This window comes from Nakamurella sp. PAMC28650, from assembly GCF_014303395.1.
Lineage (GTDB): Bacteria > Actinomycetota > Actinomycetes > Mycobacteriales > Nakamurellaceae > Nakamurella.
This window is the reverse complement of record NZ_CP060298.1, coordinates 2,091,018-2,107,633: the sequence shown is the minus strand read 5'-3', so window position 1 is coordinate 2,107,633 and position 16,616 is coordinate 2,091,018. Positions and strand designations below refer to the sequence as shown.

The following is a 16,616-nucleotide window of genomic DNA, read 5'->3' as shown; positions in this document are numbered from 1 at the left end:
GGTGAGCGAGACCCCGGGCGGGGCGGAGGTGGTCCGGGCGCTGATCGTGGATGACCAACCGGTGTTCCGCCGCGCCGCCCTGTTGCTTCTGCGCTCACTGCCCGGGCTGCAGGTGGTCGGCGAGGCGGCGTCCGGCGAGGAGAGCGTCCGGATGGCCGCGGAGCTGCGTCCCGGCCTGATCCTGATGGATGTGCAGCTACCCGGCATCAACGGGATGGAGGCGACCCGACGGATCCTGACCGGCCAGCCCGACGTGCGCGTCATCCTGCTGTCCACCCGCGATGCGGCCGACCTGCCCGCGGACCATCTCTCGTGCGGTGCGGTGGCTTTCGTCCGGAAGCAGGACATCGAACCAGGCCGGCTGCTGGCTCTCGCCCGGCCTGGCGCCACCACCCCCGACGCGTGATGCCCGACGGAGCCGGAGGTCCGGCCCCGTCGGGCATCACGCAGCGCTCGAGCCTCAGCCGACGGCCGGACCGAAGTACCACGTCTGGTTCCAGTCGTCGTTCTCGTACCACTGGTCGATGGTGCCGCCATCGGTGGTGCTCTTTCCCGCGACATCGGCGACCAGGCCGGTGCCCCGGTTGGCCAGGATCTTCGTCTGGCCCATGATGTCGCTGTTGCCCTGGTAGACGTTCAGGTACCACTGCTGGACCGGGTCCCCGGTGCAGGGCTGCTGCACCAGGCCGGCACCCGCCGACCCGGAGCCGCCGTCCACCGAGAGGCACTGCCCGCTGTTCCGGTTGACCAGCTCGGCGTACCCGCTGTCGGTCGGCAGGACGTACCACTGCTGGTTGTGTCCGCCGTCCCAGACCCACTGCAGCACAGTCGCTCCCGGATCGGTCGAACCGCCGGCCACATCCATCAGCAGCGGCACCGAGTACCACGGGTGGGTGGACAGGGAGTAGGCCCCGCTGTTGAACAGACCCGAGAGCTGGTCGATGGCCGAGGATCCGGCGGCGCCGACGGACTGCAGCGAGTTGTAGACGGCCGCCTGCCCGTCGCCGTACACGTTCTGCAGTACGGAACCGATGTCGCTCGCGGAGTAGCCGAGCTGGTTGAACACCGCGGTGACCCGGCGGTCGCCGTCACCGAACGCGTTCTGCAGTTGTCCGGCGATGGAGTTCGGGTCGAAGCCCAACTGCTGCAGTGCGCCGGCGATCTGGACGTCGGTGGCGCCGACCCAGTTGCGTGCCTCGCTGATGGCGGTTCCGATGCCGACCCCACCCTGGTAGAGCACCGTGGTCAGCTGCGCCACGCTGTCGTTGTAGGCGTAGGTCAGTCCCCAGCTGATCTGGTCGGTGCTGAACTGCAACGACCGCAGGATGGACGCGGCGGTCGCATCGCTCCAGCCGTAGGCGTTCTTGAAGGCCGCGGTGACCAGCGCGGCGTTGTCCTGCAGCTGCTGCCACAGCGCGCCGGAGGTGGTGGAGTAGCTGAACTGCACGCTGCCCAGCTGCTGGCCACCGATCACCAGGTTCGCCGCTCCGGACGCCGCGAACGACGCGCCGGAACCGTCCACCGTGACCGAACCCTGCAGGTTGGCGCCGGCCTGGATGTACTGCGGCTGCCCGGCGACGATCTGCAGCGAGACCGAGGCGTGGGCCAGCGACATCGACAGGCCCTCGTCGATGGTGGCGTTGAACGAGGTGCCGGTGAAGCTGTCGGTGAACCCGCCGCTGAAGGACACGTCGGCGACCGGATTGGTCGGGTCGGCCTTCATCGTGATGGCCATCTTCGGGCCGTTCAGGCTGATCGGGCCGACCGCGAAGCTGGACACGCTGACGTCGGCCGTGAAGCTCGGGTAGGGCAGCAGCCCGATGGCGGCGTCGACGTGCGCCTGCTGGCCGGCGATCACCGCGTCGAACACCAGCGTGGCGCCGGGGTTGACGGCGTTCCCGGCGGCGTCGGTGCCGCCGAACGGGGCGAACAGCAGTTGTGCGGTGTTGAGCTGCACGGCCGTCACCACCGACTGCGGCACGTAGTTGGTCAGGCCAGGGACGTCGTTGACGACGCTGAACGGCTCCAGGGCCACCGCGCCGGGCGTCGGCCCGCTGATGGAGATGGCGGCGATCGGGTTGGCGAGGTCCAGGGCCAGGCTCAGCGAGACCATCGTGCCGGGCAGCATCCCGATCGCCTTGGCCCAGGTCGTCGGCAGGACCAGGTTGTTGACCAGGAACGAGAACGTGGGCGTGGGGATGCCGAGGGTCTCCTCGCTGTCCTCGACACCGATCTGCCCGGCCAGCTCGTCGACCGACAGTCCAGGAATGCCGAAGGCGTCGGTCCACGGCCCGCTCACCCCGGCGAAGTCGAACCCGATCGACACCGACACCGCCGTGGCGGTCAGCCGCAGCGAGCCGCTGAGCGTCACCTCGACCTGCGACCCACTGGACCCCGGGTACAGCGGCGGCAGCACCAGGTAGGCCGACCCGCCGACGGTCAGCGTCCCGCTGGTCGCCGACAACTTGATCCCGAGCGTGAGGTCGTTGACGTACGCCGCGCCGCCGCCCAGGGAGTCCCTACCCAACAGCAGGACGCCGCTGGTGCCCGGACCGAACGGCAGGTCGATGGTGGCCGAGAACCCGGTGCTGGACAGGGAAGCCCGGGCGGTGATGGCGGTGGGTACCGGGAGTTTCAGCGAGCTCAGCGCCTGCTTCACATCGGCCGTCGGGGTGTAGGCCAGCAGGACGGTGATGCCGGCCGGCAGGGTGAACGGGTTCCCGGTGGAGCCGACCGTGGTGGGGTCGAAGTTCTTCACCTTCGCGCTGGACAGCAGCAGCGTGCCGGTGCTGCCGGTGGCGCCCAGGCCGAGCGTTGCCAGGTCCACCGTCGAGGAGGCGATGAAGCTGCCGTCGGAGGAGAGCGAGATTGCCACCTGCTGGCTGAACGGGTGCGGGAGACCGGCGGTGGTGGTGAGGGTGCCGGAAGCGGTGATCGATACCGAGGCGGCGGCGCCGGTCGCAGCGTTGGCCAGCTTGCCGTCGACCCGCAGACTCGCGCCGCTGATCGAGAAGCCCTGCGAACCGGGCAGCAGGCTCGACGGGGCGGTGGTGGTGATGGTGAAGGCCCGGGCGGCCGGTGCGATGCAGGCCTGCGCCGTGGCCGACGCGCCGACCACCGAATCGGTCAGCGTGCCCTGGATGTCGAACCAGAGCTGGCCGTCCTTGGTGGCCGGGCAGGACAGACCGGCGGGGGTCGCCTGGTCGGAGACCTCGATGTGGTGCAGCGCCATCGTCGCGCCGCCCACGGTCCAGGACGCGACGTCGTCGCTGCTGACGTCGAAGGTGACGGTGCCCTTGGTGTCCATGATGGTGCCGGACAGCGACGGGCTGATGGTCAGGCCGCTGACCGGCGAGAACGACGGCGCGTTGGTGGCGTCGTTCACCGACAGGGACCAGTTCTTCAGGTCGGTGACGGCACCCGTGACGGCGACGGTGAACGCCGCGCTGCCCGAACCGAGCACGGCCGAACCGGCCAGCATCAGGCCGGTCGCGGTCGACAGCGTGACGGTCGTACCGGCGGACAAGGTGAGGATGCCGGCGGCGATCACGGTGTCGGAGGTCAACGTGCCGGTCAGCGCGGCCGTCGGCTTGCCGGCGGTGTAGCCGAGTGTGCCGACCAGTTCGACTCGTGCACCGAACAGCGACACACCGGTGATGTCGACGGTTGCGGACAGATCGGTGTGGTGGGTGGTGGTCGTGGCGGTCAGCGTGGTGGTGGAGGCGTGCGCGATGGACACCGTTAGCGTGCCGCCGATCCCGCCGGAGGCGGCGACGGACGCAGCCACGGTGAGGGTGTCGGTGGACTCGTCGATGGTCAGGGTGGCGCCGGTGAAGCTGATGGACTGGCCACCGATCGGCAACGCGATCGGCAGTACCGGCGCGCTGATCGCGACCGTCAGTACGTGGCCGACCAGAGTGCCGGTCAGCGGACCGCTGCCGAACGAGAGATGCAGTCCGGCAAGGAAGGTCCGTGCCGCGGCCGACGGGGAATACAGCTTCGACAGGGCTGGGGTACCGGTCGTCGGGGTCGTCGGGGCCATCGGGGTGCTGGTCGTCGGGGTGTTCGTCAGCCGGACGCTGGTGGTGGTCACCGCCGCACTGCTCTTCGTCGGGGTCGTCGGAGCGTTCGTGGCGCGGGCGCCGTTCGTGGTCGTCGGAGCGTTCGTGGTGCGCGTCGGCAGCGTGGGGACTGCCGTGCTGGCGGGCGTCGTGGGTCGCCCGGGAGAAGTTGCCGGGCTGCCCGGCTGACCGGTGTTCGCCGACCTGATCGCGGACGACATCATCTGCCGGGCAACTGCTGTCGAATTAATGGGGGTGCTCGCCGACGCGCTCCGGCCGGGTAGTCGGGTCAGTGCTGCCATCAGCAGCACGGTGAGCAGGAGGACCATCAGTGCCCGCGAGGTGGCGCGCAGCCGGTGGGGAGTGTCGGTCGAGGGGGGGAACATCGGCGTTCCTTCGGTAGTGGTGGCGGTGTGCCACCTACGTTCGCCGACGCCCCCGGGGGAATCCATGGTGTGGACAGGTGCCTGTCGATGGTGGTGCGTGCACCCCCGCCGAATGGGGCGCGTGCTGGTCGCTCGAGGGCTGTCAGAGCGGTGTTCGCGCAGTCGAACGAGCGCTGTTTGAGCACGTCGAGTTCGAGGGGTTCATCGATTGTGTCGAAGAGCGGGCGGCCCGTACCTGATCTGCTGGCGTGTCGTAGCCGAAGCGAGGGCGGTCACCGAGTGATTCTTCAAGAGACCTAATGAGAGCAATCGGGCCTTGTCTGTGGAAGGCTTGGTTGCGACAGCGGCCGGTGGGTAAGCACTCCAATAGCCCAGGCACCGCCAATTTGGGGATGCCTATTGGTAGTCCGTGCGCCCACCGGTTGCCGGCGGCTCGAACTGCTGATGAGATGTCGTGCCGGGTTGTCGACGTGAGCACTTGTTCATTAGGTCGCAGAAGCCTCCGCATGCTGCCGCGTGTTGCCCACGAGCCAGACACGGACAGGGAGAGCTGGGGCCAATGCTGTTGATGATCGGTGACGATTGGGCCGAAGACCACCACGACATCGAGATCCAGGACGACACAGGGCGGCGTCTGAGCAAGGCCAGGCTCCCGGAAGGGTTGGAAGGGATCGCCCGTCTGCACGCCTTGATCGCGCAACACGCCCCCGCCGACTGGGCCGAGCTGAGCACTGAGCATGCCGCCGACCTCGTCTTCGTGGGCACCGAGACCGACCGCGGGCCATGGGTGGTGGCGCTCCGGGCGGCCGGCCGGCCGATCCCCGGCGACGACTACGCCATCCACACCGCCGCGACAGCCGCCGGGATCGGGCACGTTCACGCCCACCAACTGCGCCACACCCTCGCCACCCAGGCGAGGAACCGAGGCATGTCCCTCGAGGCGATCTCCGCGCTCCTCGGGCACAAGACAATGACAATGACGCTCGTCTACGCCCGGATCGCCGACAAAACCGTTGCCGACCAATACTTCTCCGTCACCGAAAAGGTCCAGGCCCTCTACCAGCAACAGAAGCCCGCCGTCCTGCCAGCCGCCGACGAACCCGCACAGATGCGGAAACTCCGCGCCGAACACCAACGCCGCATGCTCGGCAACGCCTTCTGCGCCCGCCCGGTCGAACTCGACTGCCACTACGAAACGATCTGCGAATCCTGCACCCACTTCGCCACCACCGAAGAACACCGCACCACGCTGACCCGACAACTGAACAACGCCACCAAACGACCAGAACCACATCGCCAAAAGGTCTACCTGACACTCCTCAACAAACTGGACGACGCTCGTCCTTGACAACTATCACCCGCATAAGCCGACGCTTTTTTTAGGAACGCCAGGTCGTCCTTCTGGTCGGCGACCTGCTGACGCAGACGCACCAGCTCGGCCCGTTCCGCGCCGGTCAACGGCGCTGTCCCGTTCGCCGTAGCAGCCTCGGTGCGGACCCGTTCGTCATGAACCCAACGACCCAGCAACTGCTCACCAACACCGATCTCCCGGGCCATCTCGGAGACCGTCCTGCCGGTGTCGATGACCCGGTGCGCGGCCTCCACCTTGTACTCGACCGTGAACGACCGACGGGATTTGGACATGTGCACATCCTCCCAGCAGGGCCAACAGCCCCGCTAGATCGATGTCCACCACACCAGGGGAACCTCACTTGCCCAACCCTTCGTCGTTTCTTGCTGCCCAGCATTCGTCTTCGCCTCCTCGCATCAGGCGGTACCGTCGCTACCAGACCTCAGGTGGAGGTCCGACGTGGAGGTGCGGGTGTCGAAAATTGCTGGAGGCCCGACCAGCCTCGCCTTCGCCCGACGCGAGCTGGGTAGCTCTCGACTGGTGGCCAGCAGCGGTCCGCAGAGCTCACGTGGCGTGGCGCTGGACCACCTTCGTGGCTTCGTTGCCGATGGCATGGTTGCTCCAGCCCGCGACCACCACGTGTTTGTCGTTTGCCTGGCAGACTCGCCCCACCTGGTTCAGAGCCGCAGTGGCGCCGTCTACGAGGGCCCGGCTCGGGCTGGAGAAATCTCTGTGATGCCGGCAGGGCTCGAGTCGAAATGGGACGGCGCCCTACCGGACCACGTTCGGATCGCCGTGACCCCGGGAGACCTTGCCGAACTTGCCAGCGAGATAGGCATCAGACAACAAACCCATGCTGTTTCCAACAATTTTCGCTTGGACGACCCGTTCCTCTTCCACGCCGCGAAAATATGGAGTGCCGAACTCGCATTGGCCCCCCACCCGACACGTCATCTCATTCTGGAATCCATCACGGGCATACTTACTGCGCATATTCTGCGGACCTACACCGATAGTATCGTTACAGTGAGCCACCGGCCTGTAACGCCTTCGTCCGGCGCTATGAATCGAGCTCTTGAGTTCATTCATCAGCACCCTGGTGTAACCCTGAGGCTTTCTGATCTCGCTGCCGTATCGGGTCTCAGCCGCTTTTACTTCTCTCGCACGTTCACTCGTGAAGTCGGGATGTCACCCACGCGATATGTTGAGCGAACACGTATCGATGAAGCCAAACGTCTTCTACGTCGGGGGCGATATCTCGATCGCTGACGCGGCAGCGGCAACCGGCTTCGCCGACCAAAGTCACTTCGCCCGTCGCTTCAAACTGATCGTCGGCAGAACGCCAAGCGAGTTCAAGACTTCGAGACCATAGCCGCTCACCGTCTATGCGTCGGCTTCTGAAGCCGATACGGGCGCACCGACGACCAGAGCGCGCAGCAATTTTAGGTCTCGAGGGCCGTCACCACGACGGTCGCCGTCAGCTTTGATCGATCCCGGTCATGGATGGCCAAGGGTGCCAGGGGCTTGCACGTCGAGATGGGCCTACGAGGCCATGCCAAGCTCTTTTGATGGCAAAATCCCCAACCCGCCTTCCAGCCCTCCAGTGGGTGCCCCGATGGATCGGCTAATCACGCTGTTGATCAGACTCGTCCGGCTCGCGCTGATTCCGATCACTTCGGGGATCCAGACGATCCGTTGGGTCTCCGGCGTGGTGTTCGTGGTCTCCGGGCTCACCGCCTCGGTCAGCACGTCCGGCAGTGCCGCCGACTGCGCCGAGGCGACCTCATCGCACCCGGCCGTCGCCGGATTCGCGGCCTGTTCGCGGCCATCAAGGAGGTAGGCGCTGGCCTCCTGTCGGGGCTCGGTGATCGGCCACAGTTAATCCTTCGGTTTTCTCCACTTGTGCAGCGGTTGCCCGCCGGCCACCGTGGGACGTCGGCCTGCGGGCATCCCCCACTTCCCGGATCGGGAGAGATACGCGCGCTTATCCTTCTCCTTCGTACATCGCGTACACGCGACATAGCCCTGCTTTTCCAACCCGCCGCTCTCCGGATTCGGATCGGGAAGTCGACGTAGTGGTGCAGACCGAGCCGACACACAGCAATGCCTTCGACCGCCGACCGCTCATGGTCCAGCAACCTACTCCGGCCCTCGGCCGGCAGCCAACGGACCGTTCGGGTTGCAAACCGCGGCCGCGGCGGCGGCCGCCCAGCGGAGACGTTGCCGAGCGGGATCATTTCCGGAATCGGCTGTTGGTCAGGGCCGTGGCGAGCCGGTGAGGTCGTTAGTCCTGGCGAGGAGCTCCGCAAGACGGCTTTCGATGTAGTCGAGTGCTTCGGCCGCGAATTGGCGATTAATCCGGCTAAAATCTTTCCACGCTATCTGGCTGTGTGCCGAACCGCTGCTCAAATGCAACGCCCGGTGATGGTGATGCGGTCAGATAAGTCGCAAACAACGGCCATGGACCGTGCCCAAAAAAACTGGACCACTTACCGCGCGAGTTCACAGGACACGACCCCTTGGCGCCCGGAGATCTGCCGCTGCCGCGGCACCGAAATCACCGCCGACCCGGCCGGCAACTCCAAAGACTTGACAGCGGCGGATCTCGTAGCATCCTTGGAGGTGACCTTATTGGAGAGGACGCTGTGGACCTCGTTGATCGCGCCGTGTCATGGGTCTGTTGACGGCGTCTTCGTTCCCGAAGCGCACCCCTGGGCTGCACCCGCTCCCGTCCCTGCGGTCGAATGACCATGCCATCGTTGGTCGTGACGGCGAGCTGGCAGCGATGCGGTCAGCGTTTGGCGCTGCCGATATAGGTCGGCCGACGATCGTTCTGCTGGTAGGCGAGGCTGGCATCGGCAAGACGCGTCTGGCCGACGAGGGATCAGTCATCGCGCGGGACGCTGGATTGCGGGTACTTCGAGGTGAGGCCGATCCCGAACTGCGCCAGCCGATGGAGCTGTGGCGGGGGGTCTATCGCGCGCTCGGTATTGTGCCGATCGTCGATCCGTCCCTGGGGGCGCAGGAGCGCAGGTGGGAGCAGCTCGAGTCGGTGGCCGGCGCATTGGCCTCGTCCGCACCAGCTCTAGTGGTCCTCGAAGATCTGCACTGGGCGGATGCGATAGCCGTCTGGGTGCTCGAGCACCTGCCCAGGGCATTGGGCGACGCGCGGGTGGCGTTCGTCGCTACCAGCCGGGATCATGAGCCCGACATGCCTGGCCTCGACGCACTGTGCCGGGTGTCGCGGGTGGTGCATCTCGGTGGGCTCGACGTTGACGCGGTACGCCGGCTCGCCGCCGCCGAAGGTGACGACGGCACCGATGCCGTTGATGCCGCGGCTTTGCGTGCCCGGACGGGTGGCAATCCGTTGTTTGTCCAGGAGTTGGTGCGTTCCCCAGGGGGCAGCGGGGTCATCGGCGAGGTCTTCAAGCGGTCGTTCGACGGGTTTGACGTCGAGTGTCGCGAGGCCCTGGCGACCGCAGCCGTCGCCGGTGCGGAGACACCCCTATCTGTCCTTGCAGTCGCGTGCTCGTGTACGCCCGAGTTGTTGGCTCGGCGGCTCCAGCCAGCCATTTCGCAACGCGTGCTCGATGACGTCTCGGCGGCCGGTGTGCGCTTCCGTCATGCGCTGCTCGCCGAGGCGGCGCAACGGCTCGGCGACCCGCGGGCGCGGCATGCCCGGCTGGCCGATGCGTGGCTCACGGTCGGTGGTGTCCACGGGCGAGCCGCAGCCGTTGGGCACCGGCTGCGGGCTGTCGTCGGTGCCGCGGCTGTAGCCGACGCTGTCGGATGGGCCCGTGAGGTCGCCGCCGAGCTTGTCGCCGCTGGTCAACCGGCCCATTCCGCCGGTCTGCTGCGGTATGCCCACGAAGCCGGAGCGGAATGCGTGCACTGGCGCGAGCTGCGGGCCAATGTCGCCCTTGACCTGGCCGAAGTGCTCACCTGGCTCGGCGACCTGGAACCGGCATTGACCCTGTACGAGGAGGCTGTCGAGCTGGCCCGGGGAACCGCGGACCCGCTGACGCGGGCGAGGGCGGAGGTCGGCGCCAACCTGTGGGCCGCCGGGTTCGTCCCCGATCTCCCGCGGATGCGTCGTCTGGAGGATGCGCTCAACACGCTTCCGCCCGAGCAGCTCCACCTCAGGGCGGCCCTGCTCGGACGCCTCACGATGGTCGGCGGCGCCGATGTCGATGCCACCGAGCGAGTGCGGGAGTGGGCTGAAGAAGCGGTCGCGGTGGCTCGTTCCACTGATGAACCCGCCCTTATCGCCAGGTCACTGCTTGATCAGGTCATGTCACCGACCAGCCGGCCAGCCCATGACGCGGTGATCGTGGCGGCCGATGAAGTCGTCCGCATCGCTGAGCGCGCCGGCCGGTCCGACCTGGCGCTGGCCGGCCATCAACGCCGCGCCAGCTACTACCTCAACCAAGGCGACATGGGCGCTGCCAGCCAGTCCCTGGGCCGCGCCGAAGTGCTGGCTGCGCTACTGCCCGCCCCATCATGGCGCCACCTGACGCTGCTGCAGCGCACCACGCTCCTTGCCCTCGGTGGCAGTCACTCGGCCGCGACGGCGTCGATGTACGAGGCGGTGCACGTCGGCACGGGGCACATCGAACCGGTGGTCGTGCTCGGGTGCGAAGCGCTACACCAATTGATGCTGTTCGACCTGTACGGCTTCGCCGGCCCGCGAACCCATGAGATCCACCTCATCACCATGCAGATGTTCGCCGACATTCCGTCACCGGTATTCCAAATACAGAAGGGATTCGCCGCGCAGCTATTCGGGGACGAGTCGACTGTGCACGAAATGCTGCATCGCTACGGGTCACGCCCTGAGCAGTTGCTCCGATCGATGACGGGCGACCACCTGCTGCGCGATTTCGGCGACACAGTGGCCCGAGCCGGCGCGAGAACGTACGCCAGAGCCGCCTACCGAGCGCTGCTTCCCTATACCGGGCTGCTCAACGTCGGCGGCGGCCACAGCGCCGGACTGCCCGTCGACGACGTACTGGGGCGCCTCGCCGCGCTGGATGGCGATTTCCCAGCCGCTGTCCGCCACGCCGGCGATGCGGTGGCGCTCGCCCGATCGATGCCGTCACCGCCGCTACTCGTCCACTGCCTCGACCACCTCGCCGACGCCATCGATGTCGCCGACGGCGGCGACACGGACGCACTACGGATCGAGGCCGACACGCTCGCCGCCGCCATCGGGGTCCTTCGGCCGGGCCGCGCGAAACTGGTCACAACCGGAAGCGACACGAAGCCACAAGCCACGATTCATCGGGACGGCCCGCAGTGGCTGCTCACCTCACCATTGGGCGCTGCTCGCCTACCGGACAGCGCCGGCCTGCGACAACTGGCCCGGCTGTTGCAAACGCCGCGCACGGAGGTCACCGCCGTCGAACTATCGGGCCGCATCATGACACCGACAGGCGCCGACCTCGGACCCGCTCTTGATGCCCGAGCGAAGCTCGAGTATCGCCAGCGCCTCCACTTGCTGCAGATCGAGGTCGACGACGCAGAGACCGCCCACGACCCTGTTCGCGCCGAACGTGCCCATGTGGAGATGGAGGCGCTACTCAGGGAACTGAAACGGGCAGTGGGTCTCGGCGGGCGTGATCGGCCTACCGGATCGGAGGCCGAGCGCGCCCGCGTCAACGTCGTGCGCAGCCTGCGGCGAACGGTCGGCGCCATCGCCAAGCAGGCACCTCTGCTCGGCGACCACCTGGACACGTCGGTGCGTACGGGCGGGCACTGCGTCTATCTTCCGGAACCGGCGACGGCGCTGACCTGGATGGTGAATACCGCAGACCCGTCGGGTCGCTGATGCCGTTTGATTGGACGCTGTCATTTGGATTGGATGCTGTCATTTGAATTGGACGCTGTCATTGGAACAAATCGTTCCAACCCGGTGAACGCCTCCTGTATGTGAACACCGATGCGGGACCCGCGCTTCGCAGGCCCTGCGGCATCAGCCACGTGGGCATCGTCACGCCCGATCTCGACCGCTTTCGCGCCTTCTACGAGACCACCATAGGTCTGGATGCAACGATGGTGTTCGGCTCCGGCCCTGGTCATGCCCGCCAAGCCGTCCTGATGGCCGGCGACATCATGCTTCACGTCTTCGAGGTGCCGGGCTACGACCCGTCCGCTCAAGGCCTCTCCGATGCGATGTTCGAACGAGGCCGGCTCGATCATCTCGGTTTCACGGTCACCGACCTGATGGCTCTCACTGCGATCCGCGACCGACTGATCGCCGTCGACGCCTCGAGCGGGGAAATCCGTCCCCTGGGGCCGATGCTGTCGCTCCGCTTCCAGGATCCTGACGGTCTTGAAAGTGAAATCAATTGCTACAACACAGCTTTCAATCCATCCACCATGCGCAACGAGGACGGGATCGTGACACCCGAATGGCTCGAACGAGCCAGGCAGGTCCTTCACGCCAGCCCTTCCACAAGCCCCTCGTGCACCACATCCGAAACCTCCAGCAATTGCCAGGACACCAGCACCACGACCAGGAGGGGCCACGAATGAGCGCCGCAAGCATCGGACCATCCCGCCGCGGCACGGGTGTCCCCAGGCACTGGAGAACCGCGATCGGTGTCGTAGCGGCACCGTTGCCGGCGCTGGTGCAGGCCACCGCATCGTGCAGCACCGGGACCACCGCCGGACCGAACCCGGCCGGCCCACCATCGTCAGGAGGACGTCCATGAGTAGATCGCTTCGTCCGCGCGTCAGCGTCGGTCGGCTCCGCGCGCGTGCAGGTCGGCGAATGGGGGCGGTCGCGGCCGCGACGGCACTGATGTTAGTCGTGGCCGGCTGTACCAGCGCATCGAACGGGGCCTCGACCTTGTCGAGTCTTGCTGCACTGGTCATCACCACGTCGGCCGCTACGACATCGGCGAGTCCGACTATGGCGAGTCCGGCGTCGGTGCCCCCCGCATCCGGGTCGACACCGGAAGGGATCGCGTGGGCAAAATGCAAGGGACTGGGCGACAAGTTCCAGTGCGCGCGGGTGAACGTACCCATGGATTGGAGTCAACCCGACGGCAAGCAGATCGAGCTGGCGGTGATTCGTCACCTCGCCAGCCGACCAGACGTGCGGATCGGATCGATGTTCGTCAATCCTGGCGGCCCGGGCCAGAGCGGCGTCGACCTGGTGCGCAACTCGGCCGACGACTTCGACGAATGGGGTGGGGGCCGCTTCGACGTGGTCAGCTGGGATCCCCGGGGCACGAATGCCAGCACCCCCGTGAAGTGCTTCACCAGCCGCGCTGACCGTGACCATTTCTGGGCCGGCGTGTCGACTCCCGACACACCAGCCGAGTCGGTGGCCTATCAGCGCAAGGCCGCCGAGCTGGCGCAAAGGTGCGGGAAGCTCAGTGGAGCGCTCCTGTCGCACATCACCACCGCAGACACCGCTCGGGACCTCGACAAACTGCGTGCGCTCGTCGGAGACACGAAGATCACCTACGTCGGCCTGTCCTACGGCACGTTGATCGGCCAGACCTACGCCAATCTTTTTCCGGGCCGGGTGCGGGCAATGATGCTCGACGGCCTCGTCGATGCGGTCGACGCCACCACCAGCATGGAGACGAATATCAACAACGCCGTTTCCAGCGCGGACCAGGTCTTCGAGCAGTTCGTCGCCCAGTGCCAGAAAGCAGGTCGCACACGCTGTGCGCTCGCCGGTCACGGCCAGACGGTCGCGCAGCGGGTGGCGGACCTGTTCGCCAAGGTTCGCCGGGCCCCGATTCCCGCGCCCCACGCGGATCCCCCTGGTGAGCTCAGCTTCGCAGACCTCCAGGTCTCCACGTTCACCCCCCTGCGGGTACCGCTCACCTGGCCTACCTTCGCGAACGACCTCGAAGCCGCCATCGACGGTGACGCCTCGGCCTTGGAGATCACGGTGCAGGCGCTGCAATCACCGCAAGCCAGCCCCGGCTTCTTCACCTCCGCAGCAATCTCGTGCGCCGACGCTCCGGCCCGCGTGCCGTTGTCGGCATGGCCCGCGCAGATCTCCCGCTTCACCAACTCCGGCTCACTGGACGGGCCGCTGCTGGGCTGGACGCTGTGGGCACCGTGCGCCGCGAACTGGCCGGCGCACGCCACCGACCGATACGTCGGGCCTTGGAACGCCAAGACCACGACGCCGATCCTGCTGATGAGCGCCCGCTACGACCCCGGCACGCCCTACCCCAACGCCCAAGTGGCGCAGAAGCGCCTCGGCAACGCCGTGCTGGTCACCCTGAACGGCTACGGCCATCCCAGCTACCAGGTCCCCAGCACATGCATGGACAAGGCCAGGGTGCGATACCTCATCGTTCTCGTCACCCCACCGAACGGCACGGTCTGCCAACCTGACCAGGGCCCTTTCGGGTAAGCGGGACAAGCGCCGAGACAGGCCCACCGCGCCGTCGGTCGGCGCGCCGTTGATGAAAGTTTCAGCGGGACGGTGTCACTGATCGCGCCGATCGTGCCGGTGCACGTGCTGACCGCCGCCGTCAATGACGGCTTCTGGCCGTTCTCGTGCGGGGCATGTTCGCGCCGGTCTGATCCGCCCGGGCGTCGTTGTTGGAGATGCCTTGCGGCGTCGCTTTGAGTAGCGGTGCCACCACCGCCGCCAAGGCACCCCCGACCAGGGGCGCCAGGATGAACACCCAGATGTGTCCCAGCGCGGCGCCGCCCTCGAACAGGGCGGGTCCGATAGATCGGGCGGGGTTGACCGAGGTGCCGTCCAGCGGAATCCCCACCAGGTGGATGACCGTCAAGGTCAGTCCGATCGCCAGACCTGCGAAACCGGGTGCGGCGGCGTCAGAGGGTGACCAGGAGCACGACCAACACAAGGAGGAAGGTGAGAATGGCTTCGATGATCAGAGTGCCGCCGGCATTGGCAATGCCGTTGGTGCGGCCCCAATTGTTGGTGCCGCCGCCGCCGGTCTGGTCCTTGACCTCCCGACCTTCAGGACGAGGTGGATCAGTGCGGCGCCGATGATGCCGCCGAGAATCTGCGAGATCCAGTAGTAGGCCGCTTCCATGGGCTTCATCCCCTTGGACAGCAGGACACCGAGGGTGACGGCCGGGTTGACGCGGCAGCCTGAGAGCGGCCCAATGGCATAGGCCAGGACGAGCAGAGTGAGCCCGAAAGCAAGTGCAACTCCGGTGGCGGTGATCTTGTCGATGCCGAAGACGGCGGAGCCGACGGCAGAGAACACCAGGATGGCTGTTCCGATCAGTTCGGCGATGGATCTGCGGATGAGGCTGGGCATGGTTCCTTCTTCATGGGGTGTGATCGAAAGTCGAGGCTAGGACCCGGGGCACGGCATTGCTGTGGGCCGGCGGACGCACTTCGCTGTCGGTAGCTGGTGGGGTGGCGTTGGGCGAGAGGGCGCTTTGTGGGGGTGTCACGGATTCTGTGTAGGAGTCCTCTCAGATCATGATCAACTTGCCCGACGGGCATGACGAGAGGACCTGAAGTGACGGAGACCACAACAGCGGTGATGGGCGGGTTGGACGCGGCGCAGCTGCTCGCGGCGGCGACGAACCCGGCGATGATCGACGGCTTGTTGAAAGAGGCGAAAAGTCAGGGTGTCGCCATCGACGGGCCGGACGGTTTGCTGAACCGAATGACGAAGGCTATTTTGGGGCGTGCTCTGGAAACGGAGATGACCGATCATTTGGGTTACGAGTCGGGTGACCCGGCCGGCCGCGGCACCGGTAATTCCCGCAACGGGAAGACCACGAAGACGGTGGGCACCCGGGTCGGCGAGATCGATTTGACGGTTCCTCGTGACCGTAATTCGACGTTCGAGCCGCAGATCGTGCCGAAGCATGCGCGTCGGATCGGCAATATTTCTGACATGGTGTTGTCGTTGTATTCCCGCGGGATGTCGACCCGGGATATCGAGGCGCACCTGTTGGAGATCTACGGGATTCACGCATCCCGGGAGCTGATCTCCAACGTCACCGACGTGGTGATCGAGGAGATCAAGGCGTGGCAGAGCCGACCGGTCGACGAGGTCTACCCGATCGTGTACGTCGACGGCATCCGCATCAAGGTGAAGGAGGGCGGGTGGTCACCGCCAAGGTCGCGTATCTGGTCCTTGGCGTGGACACTGAGGGCCGCAAACACGTCCTGGGCTGCTGGGTCCAGGACACCGAGGGCGCCAAGTTCTGGGCGAAGGTGTTGACCGACCTGCGCAACCGCGGTCTGGCGGACATCCTGATCTGCTGCTGCGACGGGCTGACCGGCCTGCCGGAGGCGATCCGGTCGGTGTTCCCGAACACCGTCGTGCAGACCTGCGTGGTGCACGTGATGCGCAACGCGTTCCGGTTCGTCTCCTACAAGGACCGCAAGAAACTGGCCACGTCGATGCGCACCATCTACACCGCGCCGACCCTGGAGGCCGCCGAATTGGCGATGGCCGCCTTCGACCAACAATGGGGTGATGCTTGCCCGGGCGCGGTCGACGTGTGGAAATTGGCGTGGGATGAATTCATCCCGTTCTTGGACTATCCGGTAGAACTGCGCCGGATCGTCTACACCACGAATGCGATCGAGTCGATCAACTTTCAGCTGCGGAAAATCACCAAGACTCGCGGTCATTTCCCTGACAAGGAAGCCGCGACGAAACTGTTGTACCTCGGAATCCGCAACATTTCCACGCAACGTGGTGGTGAATCGGGTACCGGGACGCACGGGTGGAAAGTTGCCTTGAACACATTGGTGCGGTACTTCCCTGGACGGTTGCCGATGTGATATCGTTGCCATTGTAGGAAGTCGAGGGAAACTCTTACACAGAATTCGTAACAGGCTCT

13 protein-coding genes and 2 pseudogenes are annotated in these 16,616 nt (G+C 66.2%); 11 read left to right on the top strand and 4 right to left on the bottom strand.

Going from position 1 to position 16,616, the window contains the following annotated elements; all coding sequences use genetic code 11:
- Nucleotide 1: 1 nt before the first annotated feature.
- Nucleotides 2-406: a response regulator transcription factor gene (locus H7F38_RS09555; RefSeq protein ID WP_222618565.1), complete on the top strand. Its 405-nt coding sequence runs from the start codon at nt 2-4 to the stop codon at nt 404-406.
- Between the two features lie 54 nt (nt 407-460).
- Here the strand turns inward: H7F38_RS09555 and H7F38_RS09550 are convergent, their stop codons facing one another.
- Nucleotides 461-4,093 carry an RICIN domain-containing protein gene (locus tag H7F38_RS09550; protein ID WP_187093861.1) on the bottom strand — a complete coding sequence of 1,211 codons (3,633 nt, stop codon included), beginning with the start codon at nt 4,091-4,093 and terminating at the stop codon, nt 461-463.
- Here H7F38_RS09550 and H7F38_RS09545 point away from each other — a divergent pair.
- Both H7F38_RS09545 and H7F38_RS09540 read left to right on the top strand, forming a co-directional pair.
- Nucleotides 4,062-4,250, top strand: a complete 189-nt coding sequence (locus H7F38_RS09545; RefSeq protein ID WP_187093860.1) for a hypothetical protein — start codon at nt 4,062-4,064, stop codon at nt 4,248-4,250. The two genes, H7F38_RS09550 and H7F38_RS09545, sit on opposite strands and share 32 nt — an antisense overlap.
- 756 nt (nt 4,251-5,006) lie before the next feature.
- Complete coding sequence (locus tag H7F38_RS09540) at nt 5,007-5,795, top strand: tyrosine-type recombinase/integrase (RefSeq protein ID WP_187093859.1); 789 nt, start codon at nt 5,007-5,009, stop codon at nt 5,793-5,795.
- Here H7F38_RS09540 and H7F38_RS09535 read toward each other — a convergent pair.
- Nucleotides 5,753-6,091, bottom strand: coding sequence for a transposase (locus H7F38_RS09535; RefSeq protein ID WP_187093858.1), 339 nt, complete (start codon nt 6,089-6,091; stop codon nt 5,753-5,755). The genes H7F38_RS09540 and H7F38_RS09535 overlap by 43 nt on opposite strands.
- A gap of 166 nt (nt 6,092-6,257) precedes the next feature.
- On the opposite strand from H7F38_RS09535, the gene H7F38_RS09530 reads away from it, so the two are divergent.
- The 7 genes and pseudogenes from H7F38_RS09530 (at nt 6,258) to H7F38_RS09505 (ending at nt 14,181) form a co-directional block, all read left to right on the top strand.
- Entirely contained in the window at nt 6,258-7,067 is an 810-nt protein-coding gene (locus H7F38_RS09530) for an AraC family transcriptional regulator (protein ID WP_187093857.1), read from the top strand.
- Entirely contained in the window at nt 7,000-7,170 is a 171-nt protein-coding gene (locus H7F38_RS26610) for an AraC family transcriptional regulator (RefSeq protein WP_370531310.1), read from the top strand. The genes H7F38_RS09530 and H7F38_RS26610 overlap by 68 nt, the downstream gene beginning before the upstream one ends.
- A 243-nt stretch (nt 7,171-7,413) precedes the next feature.
- A complete protein-coding gene (locus H7F38_RS09520; RefSeq protein WP_187093855.1) occupies nt 7,414-7,638 on the top strand; it encodes a hypothetical protein in 225 nt (74 codons plus the stop codon).
- Between the two features lie 831 nt (nt 7,639-8,469).
- Nucleotides 8,470-8,919: pseudogene (locus H7F38_RS26605) on the top strand (ATP-binding protein); the annotation flags it as partial.
- Between the two features lie 12 nt (nt 8,920-8,931).
- A complete protein-coding gene (locus H7F38_RS09515; RefSeq protein WP_370531418.1) occupies nt 8,932-11,625 on the top strand; it encodes a hypothetical protein in 2,694 nt (897 codons plus the stop codon).
- A gap of 152 nt (nt 11,626-11,777) precedes the next feature.
- Nucleotides 11,778-12,332 carry a VOC family protein gene (locus H7F38_RS09510; RefSeq protein ID WP_255498307.1) on the top strand — a complete coding sequence of 185 codons (555 nt, stop codon included), beginning with the start codon at nt 11,778-11,780 and terminating at the stop codon, nt 12,330-12,332.
- Nucleotides 12,333-12,570: 238 nt separating this feature from the next.
- Nucleotides 12,571-14,181, top strand: a complete 1,611-nt coding sequence (locus H7F38_RS09505) for an alpha/beta hydrolase (RefSeq protein ID WP_187093852.1) — start codon at nt 12,571-12,573, stop codon at nt 14,179-14,181.
- A gap of 121 nt (nt 14,182-14,302) precedes the next feature.
- Here H7F38_RS09505 and H7F38_RS26600 read toward each other — a convergent pair whose 3' ends face one another.
- Together H7F38_RS26600 and H7F38_RS26595 are read right to left on the bottom strand one after the other, a co-directional pair.
- On the bottom strand, nt 14,303-14,569 hold the full coding sequence (locus H7F38_RS26600; RefSeq protein WP_370531309.1) for an aquaporin: 267 nt from the start codon (nt 14,567-14,569) through the stop codon (nt 14,303-14,305).
- Nucleotides 14,570-14,671: 102 nt separating this feature from the next.
- Nucleotides 14,672-15,067: an aquaporin gene (locus tag H7F38_RS26595; protein WP_370531308.1), complete on the bottom strand. Its 396-nt coding sequence runs from the start codon at nt 15,065-15,067 to the stop codon at nt 14,672-14,674.
- Nucleotides 15,068-15,298: 231 nt separating this feature from the next.
- Between H7F38_RS26595 and H7F38_RS09495 the strand changes: the two are divergent.
- A pseudogene (locus H7F38_RS09495) lies at nt 15,299-16,557 on the top strand (IS256 family transposase).
- Nucleotides 16,558-16,616: the final 59 nt, after the last annotated feature.

Coding starts and splice junctions, on each gene's coding strand:
- H7F38_RS09540 (WP_187093859.1), top strand. CDS start 5,007: ATGCTGTTGATGATCGGTGACGATTGGGCCGAAGACCACCACGACATC.
- H7F38_RS09535 (WP_187093858.1), bottom strand. CDS start 6,091: ATGTCCAAATCCCGTCGGTCGTTCACGGTCGAGTACAAGGTGGAGGCC.
- H7F38_RS26610 (WP_370531310.1), top strand. CDS start 7,000: ATGTTGAGCGAACACGTATCGATGAAGCCAAACGTCTTCTACGTCGGG.
- H7F38_RS09520 (WP_187093855.1), top strand. CDS start 7,414: ATGGATCGGCTAATCACGCTGTTGATCAGACTCGTCCGGCTCGCGCTG.
- H7F38_RS09505 (WP_187093852.1), top strand. CDS start 12,571: ATGGGGGCGGTCGCGGCCGCGACGGCACTGATGTTAGTCGTGGCCGGC.
- H7F38_RS26595 (WP_370531308.1), bottom strand. CDS start 15,067: ATGCCCAGCCTCATCCGCAGATCCATCGCCGAACTGATCGGAACAGCC.